Genomic DNA, 13,714 nt, shown 5'->3' on the forward strand with positions numbered 1-13,714 from the left:
AAAAGGGGAGTTGGGTCTTGCCCCATCTCCCCTTCTGTCGTGGTCTGAACCTGAAACGGCCAGCCGGGTCGATGAGACGCCGGCTGTTTTAGAGCGCTACCGGCTTATTCCGCTGCTTCTGCTTTCGGCATCACCGAGACGTACACGCGGCCATTGGCCTTCGTGCGGAAGTCCACGTTGCCTGTCGTCAGCGAGAAAATCGTGTGGTCCTTGCCGAGGCCGACATTGGCGCCCGGATGCCACTTCGTCCCGCGCTGGCGCAGGATGATGTTGCCTGGAATGACGGCTTCGCCGCCGAACTTCTTCACGCCAAGGCGCTTGGATTCCGAATCGCGACCGTTACGCGACGAACCGCCAGCTTTTTTGTGTGCCATGGGTCTTCTCCTTTAAACCTTCGATCGATCTTACTTGGCGCCTGCGATGTCCAGGATACGGACAGTCGTCTGGTGCTGGCGATGGCCGCGCGTGCGCTTGGAGTTCTGGCGACGGCGCTTCTTGAAGGCGATGACCTTCTTGGCACGACCATGGCTGACGACTTCCGCGCTGACGATAGCGCCTTCGACGAAGGGAAGGCCGATCGTGGCGTCGGCGCCGACGCCGACCATCAGGATCTCGGTGAATTCGATCTTGTCGCCCTCGGCGCCATCCAGCTTTTCGATGGTGATGACGTCGTTTGCGGCTACGCGGTACTGCTTACCGCCGGTCTTGATGACTGCGAACATGTCTTGTCCTTGTCTGTTCGGTCCGGCTCTGCCTTCTCAGACGAGAAGAACGGCCGTCTTTTTATCAGTCGGAATGGCCAAGGGAAGGTTCTCCCCGGCCGACGAAACGAACGCCCTTTCAGACATCCGGCCTGACGCGGCACCGCAACCCCATGACGGAGTTCGCACCACTTCAGACGCGCCCGTTACGTGAACTTTAGAAAACTGTCAAGGTAAAACCCCCGAAATCCCTCGAAATCAAGCCTTTCCCCCCTCTTGCCATCCCCCCGAACTGCCGCTATGAACCGCCTCGCGCTCACCAAGCGCCTTCTGACCCCGCGGAGAGGTGGCAGAGTGGTCGAATGCACCGCACTCGAAATGCGGCATGCCTGCAAGGGCATCGTGGGTTCAAATCCCACCCTCTCCGCCATTCATCTGATGGTCCCATCAGAAATGATCGCGATCTCAAGCGCGTCCATGCTTTCGCTCTGCGCAGCCCGTTCTCTCGGCTCTCATTCTGTATCAAGGCCGTCGCCGTGTCGGCGGGGTTCTCTTACTCTGCCGCGGCCTGGCCTTGGCCGAAGCGCTTTTCGATGTATTCGCCGACCAGGGTTTCGAAATCGCCGGCGATGTTGGTGCCGCGGATCGTGAGGGCTTTTTTGCCGTCGATGTAGACGGGGGCGGCGGGGAGTTCGCCGGTTCCGGGCAGGGAGATGCCGATGTCGGCGTGCTTGCTTTCGCCGGGGCCATTGACGATGCAGCCCATGACCGCGACCTTCAGGCCCTCGACGCCCGGATATTTCTCGCGCCAGACGGGCATGTTGCGGCGGATGTCGTCCTGGATCTTTTGCGCCAGTTCCTGAAACACCGTGGAGGTGGTGCGGCCGCAACCCGGACAGGCGGCGACGACGGGGATGAACTGGCGGAAGCCCATGACCTGCAGCAGCTCCTGCGCCACCTGTACCTCGCGGGTGCGATCGCCGCCGGGCTCGGGCGTCAGCGAGATGCGGATCGTGTCGCCGATGCCCTGCTGCATGAGAATGCCGAGCGAGGCGGAGGAGGCGACGATGCCCTTGGAGCCCATGCCGGCCTCCGTCAGGCCGAGATGGAGCGCATGGTCGGTGCGCACCGAGAGCATGGCATAGGTCGGGATCAGGTCCTGGACGTTGGAAACCTTGGCCGACAGAATGATGCGGTTGCGGGGCAGGCCGATCTCCTCGGCAAGCTCGGCCGAGATCAGCGCCGACTGGACGATGGTCTCGCGCATCACCTGCTGCGCGGTGAGCGGAAAGCCCTTTTCCTGGTTGTCGTTCATCAGGCGGGTCAGGAGTTCCTGGTCGAGGGAGCCCCAGTTCACGCCGATGCGCACCGGCTTGTCGTACTGGATCGCCCGCTCGATGATCGCGCCGAACTGCCGGTCCTTCTTTTCCTTGAAGCCGACATTCCCCGGGTTGATCCGGTACTTGGCCAGGGCCTCCGCGCAGGCCGGATGATCGGCCAACAGCTTGTGGCCGATGTAATGGAAGTCGCCGATCAGGGGCACGTCGAGGCCGAGGCGCTCCAGCCGCTCGCGGATGCGCGGCACGGCGGCCGCGCTCTCGTCGCGATCGACCGTGATGCGCACGAGCTCGGAGCCGGCACGGTGGAGGGCTGCGACCTGCGCCACCGTCGCATCCACGTCGGCCGTGTCGGTGTTGGTCATCGACTGCACGACGACGGGCGCGCCGCCGCCGACGCGCACGCCGCCGACATCCACGGCGACCGTTGCACGGCGCGGCTGGGGTTCGAAGGCAAAGGACATGGACATGGTGGGCCTCGTGCATTCCCGGTCGATCGGCGCCCCTGAGGTGCAGGAGGATCGACGCGCTGTCAACCGACGCCGCGCCTTCCCGGTCGAAAAGGCGCACCCGGCGGCGCCCCTGCTCCAGCAGATCCCGGCGGCGAATTCATGACGCGGGTTCGCCGTTTCTCCTGTCATACGCTTTCCGGCGGATCGCTTCGCGCGCCGGAAACAAGCCCCATCGAAACTCTCTGGCCGGAAAATCGATCAACCGGAAACCGGATCAGTTCTTCGTCGCATCCGCATGAACCGCGTGGCCCGACAGCAGGAGAACGACGAGGAAGAGCAGGGGGATCGACGTGAAGATGATGGAGAAGCCGACATGCTCGGCGATGAAGCCGATCAGGGACGGGGCGAACAGGATGCCGGAATAGCCCATGAAGGTGACGACGGAGAGGCCGATGCCCGGCGCCAGACCCGGCAGGTTGCCGGCCGCCGAAAAAGCGATCGGCACCATGTTGGAGATCCCGATGCCGGCGAGCGCAAAGCCGATGATGGCAATGGTCGCGCTGGGGGCCAGCCCCGCCATCACCAGTCCGACGAGCGCGAGCAGCGTGCAGACGCGCAGCGTCTTCACCGCGCCGAAGCGATCGCGGACATGATCCCCGGCAAAGCGCATGATTGCCATGGTGGCGGAGAAGGCGGCAAAGCCGTAGCCGGACAAGGCGACGGATGCACCGAGCTCGTTGCGCATGTAGAGCGCGCTCCAGTCGATCACCGATCCCTCGGGGATCATCGAAAACAGGGCGACGATGCCGATGAGCCAGGGCAGGGGCGAGCGCGGCAGGGCGAGCTTTTCCTTTTCCGCCTCGGGATGCGGGTGATCGGCCATGACCATCGGCCAGGCGACGAGGAGAATCACGAGGCCGGCGATGGTGACGAGCACGGCATGGGTGACCTCGCCGAAATGGGCGATCGCCGGGCCGCCGAGCGCGGCGCCGACCAGCGCGCCGAGGCTCCAATAGGCATGACAGGACGACATGATCGCCCGCCGCATGCGTTTTTCCACGGCCACCGCATTGGCGTTCATCGCCACGTCCATGGCGCCGACGAAGCCGCCGAACAGGAAGAGCGCGGCGAAGGCGAGGGGCAGGCCCGGCACGAGGCTGAGCAGGAGCAGAACGGGCACCAGGCAGGCGGCCATCAGCTTGGAGATCCGCCGCGAGCCGAGCCGCGAGATGAGCCCGCCCGCCACCGGCATCATCAGCAGGGAGCCGATGCCGAAGGTGAGAATCAGGAGGCCGAGCATGCCCTCGCTGATGCCGAGCCGATCCTTCAGCACCGGAATCTTCGGCGCCCAGCTGCCCATCATGAAGCCGTTCATGAGGAACAACAGCGATACGGCGAGCCGGATCCTCGGCATGTAGCCGCGTGGCGCCATGTCCGCCGCTGCGGGTGCCGAGCCGTCCGGGGCGCCTGTGGTCATGGGGTGGTCCATTCTCTGTCTCCTCCCGGCCAGCGCCGGATCATGTCGTTCTTTTGTGTGCGCGATCAGCCGGCCGCCGGCTCGGCCCGCAGAATGGTTGCGCCCGTCGCCTCGAGCGCGGTCGAAACGGCGTCCGGCGCATCCGCCTCGAGCGTCAGCGTCATCCGGTCGCCGAGGCCGGCGATGACGAAGGGGTGTACCGCTTCCAGCTTGTCGCTGGTGCAGGCGACCAGCACGGCCGCCGCGCGGGCGGCGGCGATCTTCTTGAAGGCGACGTCGTCATAGACGAGCCCCGTCAGACCGGCGCGCGCATCGAGGCCGCAGGCGCCGAGAATGCAGAGGTCGGGCCGCAGCATTTCCAGATCCCGCTCCGCCTGCGCGCCGATCGCCGCGCCGACGTGACGGTCGATGCGTCCGCCGATGGTGATCACCTCGATCCGCGCATGTTCCAGCGCGGCCATGGCGATGGCCGGCATGTTGGTCGCAAGCGTGAGGGACAGCCCGGGCGGAAGCGCCTGAACGATGGCGAGGTTGGTCGATCCCGCATCGACGAACACCGTCATGCCGTCCCGGAGACAGGAGACGGCGGCCGCGGCCAGCGCCTGTTTGCGCCCGCGGGAAATGCCGGTGCGCACCGAAAAGGGCTGCTCGGCAGGCAATGCCAGCGCGCCGCCATAGACCCGTTCGCACAGGCCTGCCGCCGCCATGTCGCGCAGGTCGCGCCGGATCGTGTCTTCGGAAACCTTGAACACGCGCGCCAGATCGCCGGCGAGCACCCGGCCGGACTGGCGGAGCTCGGCCCGGATCGCATCCTGTCTCTCGCGCGACAGCAGGTCGCTTGCCATCTCCATCCTCAATCATGCATGAATCGGTACAATCGTGCATAAACAATTTCGGTCAGGCTGGAAAGGGATTTCTGATCCCCGGTCTTGACCCTTTGCGAAAGAGGGGTCCACAAGGCATTTCTCGACAGCAGATGCGGCTTCGACATCGACAGGAGACACCCGGCATGATCCAGGGCATCACGTGGCTGCTTGGCTTCCAGCTTGTCGGGGAGGCCCTGTCCTATGCGACCGGCGGCCAGATCCCGGGGCCGGTCATCGGGCTTGCGCTGCTGGCGCTCTTTCTGCTGGCGACCCGACGCTTATCCGCCGCTGCCGCCATGGAGCAATCCACCGGCAAGGTTGCCGACGGGCTGCTCGCCAATCTCGGCATCCTCTTCGTGCCCGCCGGCGTCGGCATCATCCAGCACCTCGATCTCGTCATGTCTCTGGGGCTGCCGATCCTCGCCGCCATTCTCGTCTCCACCGTCGTCACCCTGGTCGTGACCGTATGGGCGTTCACGCTCGCCAAGCATCTGGAGCAGCGGTGGAGGCGCAAGCCATGACCGAGATGTCCCCTATCGGACGGATCGCGCCGCTGGCCGCCGACGGTCCGGCGCACACGGTGACGGCCTTGCCGTCCAGCCTCTGGGTCTATCTCTCCGCAACGCCGCTCTTCTGGTTGACGGCGACGCTCGTCGTCTGGCTGCTGGCCACGGCCGCGGCGCGCAGGGCGAACGGACATCCGATGGTCAATCCGGTGCTGATCTCCGTCGTCGTCATCGGCACCGGCCTGACGCTCGGCGGCGTCGCATACCCCGCCTATTTCGAGGGTGCGCAGTTCATCCACTTCCTGCTGGGCCCGGCAACGGTGGCGCTGGCGGTGCCGCTGGTGCGGCAGATCAGGCTGGTGGCCGCCAATCTGCTGCCGATGCTCGCCGCGCTCGCCGCCGGCAGCGTCACGGCGGTCTCAAGCGTTCTCGCGCTCGGTGCGCTCTTCGGCTTTCCGGAAGCGCTCACCGTCTCCATGGCACCGAAATCCTCGACGGCCGGCGTCGCCATGGCGATATCGAAGGGTCTCGGCGGCGATCCCGGCCTGACCGCCGTCTTCGTCATCCTCACGGGCATCACCGGGGCGGTCATCGTCACCGGGCTGATGAACCGCATGCGGATCACCGACTATGCCGCCCGCGGCTTTGCGGCTGGGCTCGCCTCGCACGGCATCGGCACCGCCCGCGCATTCCAGGTCGATCCGGTCGCCGGCCTCTTCGCCGGCATCGCCATGGCGCTGAACGCGCTGGTGACGGCGCTGATCGTGCCGCTGTTCTTGTAGCGGCGAGGCGCCACGCCAGATAGGGGACGTGCGCGCGCCCGAAACGCACGACACCGGCCGTCGCCGGCCGGTGTCGTGACAGTATCGGGTCTCTCTCGTCAGCCGAAGACGACGAGGAGGTCCTTGGTGTCGATCTGGTCGCCTGTCTTCACCAGCACCTCGGCGATCACCCCGTCCTTTTCGGCGTGCAGCGCCGTTTCCATCTTCATGGCTTCGATCGACAGCAGCACGTCGCCGGCTTTCACGGTCTGGCCGGCAGAGACGGCGACCGTGGAGACGACACCCGGCATGGGCGCGCCGAGATGGGCGACGTTGCCCGCTTCGGCCTTGCGGCGCACGGCGGCGGTCGCCGCGCGGTTGCGGTCGGGCACCTTGATCATGCGGGCCTGTCCGTTCAGCTCGAAGAAGACCTTGACCATGGCCTGCTCGTCCGGCTCGCTCTTGGCCTGGTGCTGGATGACCAGCGCCTTGCCGCGCTCGATTTCCGGCAGAAGTTCCTCGCCCGTCGTCAGCCCGTAGAAATAGGCATGCGTCGGCAGCACGGAGACCGGGCCGTAGGTGTCGACGGCCAGCGCGTAATCGGTGAAGACCTTGGGATACATGAGATAGGAGGCGAACTCGACATCCGAGACCGAACGGCCGATCTTGGTTTCGACCTCCTGCCGCTCGGCATCGAGATCGGCTTCGGGAAGCAGCGAGCCCGGACGGTCGGTATAGGCCTCCTCGCCCTTCAGCGCCTTCTTCTGCAGCGCCTCCGGCCATCCGCCCGGAGGCTGGCCGAGATCGCCCTTCAGCATGGACACGACCGATTCCGGGAAGGACACGTCCTTGGCCGGATTTTCGACGTCGGCAACGGAGAGATCCTGGCTCACCATCATCAGCGCCATGTCGCCCACCACCTTGGAGGACGGCGTGACCTTCACGATGTCGCCGAACATCTGGTTGACGTCGGCATAGGTCTGGGCGACCCGGTGCCACTTGGTCTCCAGACCGAGCGAGCGCGCCTGTTCCTTGAGGTTGGTGAACTGGCCGCCCGGCATTTCATGCAGATAGACTTCCGAGGCCGGCCCCTTGAGGTCGCTTTCGAAGGCGGCATACTGGTGGCGAACCGCCTCCCAGTAGAAGGAAATGCGGCGGATGGCTTCCGGATCGAGACCCGGATCGCGTTCCGAACCCTTCAAGGCTTCGACGATCGAGCCGAGGCAGGGCTGCGAGGTGTTGCCGGAGAGCGAATCCATGGCCGCATCGACCACGTCGACGCCCGCATCCACGGCGGCCAGCACGGTCGCCGCCGCGATGCCCGACGTGTCGTGCGTGTGGAAATGGATCGGCAGGTCGGTCGCCTCGCGCAGCGCCTTGAACAGCACGGTGGCGGCCGCGGGCTTCAAGAGGCCCGCCATGTCCTTCAGGGCGATCATGTGCGCGCCGGCGCGTTCCAGCTCGCCTGCAAGCGCGGTGTAGTATTTCAGGTCGTATTTCGGCCGCGCGGCATTGAGGATGTCGCCGGTGTAGCAGATCGCCGCTTCGCAGATGCGGTTCTCCTCGTTCACGGCATCCATCGACACGCGCATGTTCTCGACCCAGTTCAGGCAGTCGAAGACGCGGAAGACGTCGATCCCCTCGCGGGCCGCCTGGCGCACGAAGTATTTCACGACATTGTCGGGATAGTTCTTGTAGCCGACGCCGTTCGCGCCGCGCAGCAGCATCTGCAAGAGCAGGTTCGGCGCGTCCTCGCGAATGCGGGCGAGACGGTCCCACGGGTCCTCGGTCAGGAAGCGCATGGAGACGTCGAAGGTCGCGCCGCCCCAGCACTCCAGCGAGAACAGCTGCGGCAGTGCCTTGGCATAGGTGCCCGCGATGCGCGCGATGTCATAGGTGCGCATGCGCGTCGCAAGCAGCGACTGGTGGCCGTCGCGCATGGTGGTGTCGGTCATCAGCACGCGCTTTTCGGCCCGCACCCATTCGGCGAATTTCTTCGGGCCGAGTTCGTCCAGCTTCTGCTTGGTGCCGGAAACCACCTCGCCTTTGGCGAAGGGCACGACGGGCTTGGCGATGTCGGCCGCCGGGCGCGGGCGACCCTTGGCCTCGGGATGGCCGTTGACGGTGACGTCGGCGAGGTAGGTAAGCAGCTTGGTCGCGCGATCCTGACGCTTGACCTGCTGGAAGAGCTCCGGCGTCGTGTCGATGAAGCGCGTCGTGTAGGAATTGTCGCGGAACTTCGGATGCGTGATGATGGCTTCGAGGAAGGTGAGGTTCGTCGCCACGCCGCGGATACGGAATTCGCGCAGCGCGCGTTCCATGCGGGTGATGGCCTCGGCCGCGCCCGGCGCCCAGACGGTCACCTTCACCAGCAGCGGATCGTAGAAGCGGGTGATGACCGCGCCGGTATAGGCCGTGCCGCCATCGAGGCGAATGCCGAAGCCGGCCGCCGAGCGATAGCCGGTGATGCGGCCGTAATCGGGAATGAAGTTCTGTTCGGGGTCTTCCGTGGTGATGCGGCACTGCAGCGCATTGCCGTTGAGGCGAATGTCCGCCTGCTGCGGCACGCCGGATTCCGGTGTGCCGATGGCGTGGCCGTCGAGAATGTGGATCTGCGCCTTGACGATATCGATGCCGGTGACGACTTCGGTCACGGTGTGCTCGACCTGGATGCGCGGGTTCACCTCGATGAAGTAAAACTTGCCGGTGTCCATATCCATCAGGTACTCGACCGTGCCGGCACCCACGTAACTGGTCGCCTGGGCGATCTTGACCGAGTAGGCTGCAAGCTCCTGGCGCTGCGCCTCGGTGAGATAGGGGGCCGGTGCGCGCTCGACGACCTTCTGGTTGCGGCGCTGGACGGAACAGTCGCGCTCGAACAGATGCACGACATTGCCGTGGGTGTCGCCCAGAACCTGGCTTTCGACGTGGCGGGCCCGTTCCACCAGCTTTTCAAGATAGACCTCGTCCTTGCCGAAGGCGGCCTTGGCCTCGCGCTTGGCCTCCGTCACCTCGCGGGCGAGGTCCTTCGGGTCGCGGATGGCGCGCATGCCACGACCGCCGCCGCCCCAGGAAGCCTTCAGCATGATGGGATAGCCGATCTCCTCGGCCATGCGCGCCACCTGCTCCATGTCGTCCGGCAGCGGCTCGGTCGCGGGCACCACGGGCACGCCGATCTCGATGGCGAGATTGCGCGCGGCGACCTTGTTGCCGAGACGGCGCATCGTGTCGCCCGTCGGGCCGATGAAGATGATGCCGGCTTCCTTGCAGGCATCCACGAATTCCGGGCTTTCCGACAGCAGGCCGTAGCCCGGATGGATCGCGTCCGCGCCCGACAGCTTGGCCACGCGCAGAATCTCGTCGATCGAGAGATAGCTTTCGATCGGTCCGAGGTCGCGCTCCAGATGGGGCCCCCGCCCGATCTGGTAGCTTTCGTCGGCCTTGAAGCGGTGCAAGGCGAGCTTGTCCTCCTCGGCCCAGATCGCGACGGTTTTCAGGCCCAGCTCGTCGGCGGCTCGAAACACGCGAATCGCGATTTCGGATCGATTGGCAACGAGAATTTTTTTGATGGACAAGCTGGCCTCCTACACCTTGACGTGCGGTTCTGCTGCACCGCGACATGAGTTCTATCCGCTCATTTTAGGAAGTTCAATTTCGGATTTCACAAGAATGTCAGAATCATGGTGCCCATCCGTCGCCCTGTCCCGACCGAGAAAGCCCTTCTGTTTCGCCTGTTCCGGTCGGCTTACACAATGTCGGCACGCTTTTCCCGCATCGTCTTCGACAGACCGTCGCAACGGCGACGCCGGGTGCCTCCCGCAGCGCTGCAGTGCAACATGAATGTCTCGTTCAGCGACCATTCATGTTGCGATTGCGATAGTGGCCTCATCGAACAGGGAGAGGCACGTCTTCTCACCGGTTCGTCTTCAAGCCGGGCCGGTTGGCCGGTCTGGCGCGACAACGAGATTTCCCACGAGGGATAAGACAGTGTCATTGTTTCAGGTCTATGCGAGAGCGCTCCAGTATCTCGCCGCTCACAAGTTTCGCGTTTCCGCGATCGTGCTCGCCAACATCGTGCTGGCTGCCATCACGATTGCCGAGCCGATCCTGTTCGGCCGCATCATCGACGCGATCTCCTCCAAGACGGAAGTCACGTCGACCCTCATCATGTGGGCGACGCTCGGCATCTTCAACACCATCGCTTTCGTGCTGGTCGCCCGTGAAGCCGACCGCCTGGCGCATCAGCGCCGTGCGACGCTGATCACGGAAGCCTTCGGCCGCATCATCTCCATGCCGCTGTCCTGGCACAGCCAGCGCGGGACATCGAACGCGCTGCACACGCTGCTGCGGGCTTGCGAAACGCTGTTCGGCCTCTGGCTCGAATTCATGCGCGAGCATCTCTCGACGGCCGTCGCGCTGACGCTGCTGGTTCCCACCGCTTTTGCGATGGACTGGCGCCTGTCGATCGTCCTCGTCGTTCTCGGCACGCTCTACGTCATCATCGGCAAGCTGGTCATGGCAAAGACGAAGGACGGCCAGGCGGCCGTCGAAGGCCACTACCACACCGTGTTCGGCCATGTGTCGGATGCCATCAGCAACGTCTCGGTCGTGCACAGCTACAACCGCATCGAAGCCGAAACGCGCGAGCTGAAGGCCTTCACGCAGAAGCTCATGTCCGTGCAGCTGCCGGTTCTCGACTGGTGGGCACTTGCCAGCGGCCTCAACCGCATGGCGTCCACGATCTCCATGATGACGATCCTCGTCATCGGCACCATCCTCGTCCAGCGCGGCGAACTGGGTGTCGGCGAAGTGGTTGCCTTCATCGGCTTTGCCAACCTGCTGATCGGCCGTCTCGACCAGATGAAGAACTTCGTCAACCAGATCTTCGAAGCCCGTGCGAAGCTCGAAGACTTCTTCAACCTCGAGGACTCGGTTCGTGACCGTGAAGAGCCTGCCGATGCCGGTGAACTGAACCATGTTCGTGGCGACGTCGAGTTCCGCGATCTGACCTATCACTTCCCGGGCACCTCGGATGGCCTGCACGACATCAACATCAAGGTGAAGGCCGGCCAGACCATCGCCATCGTCGGCCCTACCGGCTCCGGCAAGACCACGCTGATCAACATGCTGCAGCGTGTGAACGAACCAGCCTCCGGCAAGGTCCTGATCGACGGCGTCGATGTCGCCAAGGTGACCCGCAAGTCGCTGCGCGCCTCGATCGCCACCGTCTTCCAGGACGCCGGCCTCCTCAACCGCTCCATCTCGGACAATATCCGTCTGGGCCGCGAGGATGCCACACCGGAAGAGGTCGTGAAGGCCGCTGAAGCTGCCGCTGCTTCGGACTTCATCGAAAGCCGCGACACGGGTTACGACACTCGGGTCGGCGAACGGGGCAACCGCCTCTCCGGCGGCGAGCGCCAGCGGATCGCGATCGCTCGGGCCATTCTGAAGAACGCACCGATCCTGGTGCTGGACGAAGCCACCTCCGCGCTCGACGTGGAAACCGAAAACCGGGTGAAGGATGCGATCGACAATCTGCGCAAGGATCGCACGACCTTCATCATCGCACACCGTCTCTCGACGGTTCGCGAAGCCGACCTGGTGGTCTTCATGGACCGTGGCCGGATCGTCGAAATGGGCGGCTTCAACGAGCTCAGCCAGTCCAACGGCCGCTTTGCAGCCCTGCTGCGGGCCTCGGGCATCCTGACGGACGACGACGTCCGCCGCGCAACGGCTGCCTGATCCGGGAAGGAACAGACGATCGAAGACGAAAACGCCCCGTCGAAAGCGGGGCGTTTTTGCGTCGGGGCTTTGGCGCGGGTGTCAGCGGCGGAGGGCCGTGACCTCGATCTCGATCAGCATCTCCGGCCGGATCAGCCCGCAGACGATCATGGTGGCGGCCGGTCGGATGTCGCCGAAGACCTCTCCGAGGATGGGGAAGACCCGATCGGCGAAGCTGGCGTCAGAGATGTAATAGTGGCAGCGAACGACGTCGGACAGAGAGAAGCCGGCCTCGCGGACGGCACCGTCGATGGTCTTCAGGCAATTGCGGGCCTGCTCCTCCACCGTGTCGGGCATGGTCATGGTCGCGTAATCATAGCCGGTGGTGCCGGAAACGAAGCACCAGTCGCCCTGGACGAGTGCGCGCGAATAGCCCGCCGTCCTTTCGAACGGCGAGCCCGACGAGATCAGCCGGCGGGTTTCCGATGCCCCGGCGTCCGCCATCAGGCCCAGGGACGCTCGACGGCGTTCGACTTTTCGAAGCCGTCGATGGCCGAAACTTTCTCCAGCGTTAGGCCGATATCGTCGAGGCCGTTCAGCATGCAGTGACGCTTGAAGGCGTCGAGCTCGAAGCCGATCTTGCCGCCATCGGGACCGGTGATTTCGAGGTTCTCGAGATCGACCGTCAGGACGGCGTTCGAGCCGCGGCTCGCATCGTCCATCAGCTTTTCGAGATCCTCGGGGCTGACGACGACCGGCAGGATGCCGTTCTTGAAACAGTTGTTGTAGAAAATGTCGGCAAACGAGGTCGAGATGACGCAGCGGATGCCGAAATCGAGCAGCGCCCAGGGCGCGTGTTCGCGCGAGGAGCCGCAGCCGAAATTGTCGCCGGCGACCAGGATCTTGGCATTCTGGTAGGCGGGCTTGTTCAGCACGAAGCTTTCGTTCGGCGTGCCGTCCTCGTTGTAGCGCGCTTCGGCGAACAGGCCGGTGCCGAGCCCGGTGCGCTTGATCGTCTTCAGGTAGTCCTTCGGAATGATCATGTCCGTGTCGATATTGACGACGGGCAGGGGAGCGGCGACGCCGGTGAGCTTGACGAACTTGTCCATGGCCTTGCGACTTTCGTTATCCAGGGGGGAACGGATTTGCCTCGCGCTTTAGAGCAAAACGCCGATGATTTGAAGAAAAATCTCCGATGGCACCGGTGCGCCTCTGCCGGCCTCCGTCCCTCGACCGCCTGCCATTCCAGGGCGTGCCCTTGGAGAATGAAACCTGCGGCATAGTTAGTCCTGCAGGCAGGCGCGCACGCAATGCGCCGCCCCCACCAAAGGAGGACGTTCCCATGGGCATTTTCGACAAGATCAAGGACGCGATCTTCGGCCATCACGACAAGGCTGCCGCTCCGGCTTCGCCGACCGGCACGACCATCAATCCCACCGGCACCGGCCCCGTCGTCGCATCCACGGCACCCTCGGCCACACCGGTTGCCCCGACAGGCACGGCCGGTTCAGCGTCCGCGAGCACGACATCCGGCACGCCGACGGCCGCCCCGTCGCAGGCGCCTCCGGCCACCACGGCGTCGTCCGGTCCGGTCGATGTTGCCGCGATGCTCGACAAGGCCGTCGCCGCCAAGGGCCAGAAGCTCGACTGGCGCCACTCGATCGTCGATCTGATGAAGGCGCTCGGCATGGAAGCCAGCCTTTCGGAGCGCAAGGAACTGGCGCAGGAGCTGCATTATACGGGCGATGCGAACGACTCCGGCAAGATGAACATGTTCCTGCACAAGGCGCTGCTTCAGAAGCTGTCGGAAAACGGCGGCAAGGTGCCGGCCGAGCTGCTCGACTGATCGTCAAGGTCGGAACATGAAAAAAGGGCTCCGGCAGCAATGCCGGA

The 13,714-nt window shown here is 64.6% G+C and carries 13 protein-coding genes and 1 tRNA gene; 6 read left to right on the forward strand and 8 right to left on the reverse strand.

The features are described 5' to 3' along the window. Positions 1-104: 104 nt before the first annotated feature. Positions 105-374 (reverse strand): 50S ribosomal protein L27, encoded by a 270-nt coding sequence (gene rpmA, locus LRX75_RS04200; RefSeq protein ID WP_062477551.1) that lies wholly within the window; start codon positions 372-374, stop codon positions 105-107. 30 nt (positions 375-404) lie between these two features. Next, complete coding sequence (gene rplU, locus LRX75_RS04205) at positions 405-722, reverse strand: 50S ribosomal protein L21 (RefSeq protein ID WP_092930972.1); 318 nt, start codon at positions 720-722, stop codon at positions 405-407. A gap of 319 nt (positions 723-1,041) precedes the next feature. Between rplU and LRX75_RS04210 the strand changes: the two genes are divergently transcribed. Then, a tRNA-Ser gene (locus LRX75_RS04210) sits at positions 1,042-1,131 on the forward strand. A 123-nt stretch (positions 1,132-1,254) separates the two neighbouring features. Here LRX75_RS04210 and ispG read toward each other — a convergent pair. Then, complete coding sequence (gene ispG, locus LRX75_RS04215; RefSeq protein WP_231812194.1) at positions 1,255-2,508, reverse strand: flavodoxin-dependent (E)-4-hydroxy-3-methylbut-2-enyl-diphosphate synthase; 1,254 nt, start codon at positions 2,506-2,508, stop codon at positions 1,255-1,257. Here ispG and LRX75_RS04220 point away from each other — a divergent pair. Then, positions 2,507-2,653 carry a hypothetical protein gene (locus LRX75_RS04220; RefSeq protein WP_231812196.1) on the forward strand — a complete coding sequence of 49 codons (147 nt, stop codon included), beginning with the start codon at positions 2,507-2,509 and terminating at the stop codon, positions 2,651-2,653. The genes ispG and LRX75_RS04220 overlap by 2 nt on opposite strands. Positions 2,654-2,764: 111 nt before the next feature. On the opposite strand, the gene LRX75_RS04225 is transcribed toward LRX75_RS04220, so the two are convergent. Next, positions 2,765-3,904, reverse strand: a complete 1,140-nt coding sequence (locus tag LRX75_RS04225) for an MFS transporter (protein ID WP_231812465.1) — start codon at positions 3,902-3,904, stop codon at positions 2,765-2,767. Between the two features lie 128 nt (positions 3,905-4,032). Then, the gene (locus LRX75_RS04230; RefSeq protein WP_113149868.1) at positions 4,033-4,812 is read right to left on the reverse strand and encodes a DeoR/GlpR family DNA-binding transcription regulator; all 780 of its coding nucleotides are present in this window, start codon (positions 4,810-4,812) and stop codon (positions 4,033-4,035) included. A gap of 164 nt (positions 4,813-4,976) precedes the next feature. Between LRX75_RS04230 and LRX75_RS04235 the strand changes: the two genes are divergently transcribed. After that, positions 4,977-5,354, forward strand: coding sequence for a CidA/LrgA family protein (locus LRX75_RS04235; RefSeq protein ID WP_231812198.1), 378 nt, complete (start codon positions 4,977-4,979; stop codon positions 5,352-5,354). Positions 5,355-5,413: 59 nt separating this feature from the next. Beyond that, a complete protein-coding gene (locus LRX75_RS04240) occupies positions 5,414-6,121 on the forward strand; it encodes an LrgB family protein (protein WP_231812467.1) in 708 nt (235 codons plus the stop codon). A gap of 98 nt (positions 6,122-6,219) precedes the next feature. On the opposite strand, the gene pyc is transcribed toward LRX75_RS04240, so the two are convergent. After that, positions 6,220-9,675, reverse strand: coding sequence for a pyruvate carboxylase (pyc, locus tag LRX75_RS04245; protein WP_231812200.1), 3,456 nt, complete (start codon positions 9,673-9,675; stop codon positions 6,220-6,222). A gap of 412 nt (positions 9,676-10,087) precedes the next feature. Between pyc and LRX75_RS04250 the strand changes: the two genes are divergently transcribed. Next, entirely contained in the window at positions 10,088-11,842 is a 1,755-nt protein-coding gene (locus tag LRX75_RS04250; protein ID WP_113149865.1) for a glucan ABC transporter ATP-binding protein/ permease, read from the forward strand. An 81-nt stretch (positions 11,843-11,923) separates the two neighbouring features. Here LRX75_RS04250 and LRX75_RS04255 read toward each other — a convergent pair whose 3' ends face one another. Together LRX75_RS04255 and leuD are read right to left on the reverse strand one after the other, a co-directional pair. Further along, a complete protein-coding gene (locus LRX75_RS04255) occupies positions 11,924-12,325 on the reverse strand; it encodes a RidA family protein (RefSeq protein ID WP_231812202.1) in 402 nt (133 codons plus the stop codon). Then, positions 12,325-12,930 (reverse strand): 3-isopropylmalate dehydratase small subunit, encoded by a 606-nt coding sequence (gene leuD / locus LRX75_RS04260; protein ID WP_231812204.1) that lies wholly within the window; start codon positions 12,928-12,930, stop codon positions 12,325-12,327. The genes LRX75_RS04255 and leuD overlap by 1 nt, the downstream gene beginning before the upstream one ends. Positions 12,931-13,163: 233 nt before the next feature. On the opposite strand from leuD, the gene LRX75_RS04265 reads away from it, so the two are divergent. After that, entirely contained in the window at positions 13,164-13,667 is a 504-nt protein-coding gene (locus tag LRX75_RS04265) for a DUF3597 domain-containing protein (RefSeq protein ID WP_231812205.1), read from the forward strand. Positions 13,668-13,714 lie beyond the last annotated feature (47 nt).

The organism is Rhizobium quercicola (assembly GCF_021168455.1).
Lineage (GTDB): Bacteria > Pseudomonadota > Alphaproteobacteria > Rhizobiales > Rhizobiaceae > Ferranicluibacter > Ferranicluibacter quercicola.

Excerpts from the sequence above, each read along its gene's own strand:
- LRX75_RS04255 (WP_231812202.1), bottom strand. The coding sequence starts at position 12,325 with ATGGCGGACGCCGGGGCATCGGAAACCCGCCGGCTGATCTCGTCGGGC.
- rpmA (WP_062477551.1), bottom strand. The coding sequence starts at position 374 with ATGGCACACAAAAAAGCTGGCGGTTCGTCGCGTAACGGTCGCGATTCG.
- ispG (WP_231812194.1), bottom strand. The coding sequence starts at position 2,508 with ATGTCCATGTCCTTTGCCTTCGAACCCCAGCCGCGCCGTGCAACGGTC.
- leuD (WP_231812204.1), bottom strand. The coding sequence starts at position 12,930 with ATGGACAAGTTCGTCAAGCTCACCGGCGTCGCCGCTCCCCTGCCCGTC.
- LRX75_RS04265 (WP_231812205.1), top strand. The coding sequence starts at position 13,164 with ATGGGCATTTTCGACAAGATCAAGGACGCGATCTTCGGCCATCACGAC.
- LRX75_RS04225 (WP_231812465.1), bottom strand. The coding sequence starts at position 3,904 with ATGCCGAGGATCCGGCTCGCCGTATCGCTGTTGTTCCTCATGAACGGC.
- LRX75_RS04230 (WP_113149868.1), bottom strand. The coding sequence starts at position 4,812 with ATGGCAAGCGACCTGCTGTCGCGCGAGAGACAGGATGCGATCCGGGCC.
- LRX75_RS04235 (WP_231812198.1), top strand. The coding sequence starts at position 4,977 with ATGATCCAGGGCATCACGTGGCTGCTTGGCTTCCAGCTTGTCGGGGAG.
- rplU (WP_092930972.1), bottom strand. The coding sequence starts at position 722 with ATGTTCGCAGTCATCAAGACCGGCGGTAAGCAGTACCGCGTAGCCGCA.
- LRX75_RS04220 (WP_231812196.1), top strand. The coding sequence starts at position 2,507 with ATGGTGGGCCTCGTGCATTCCCGGTCGATCGGCGCCCCTGAGGTGCAG.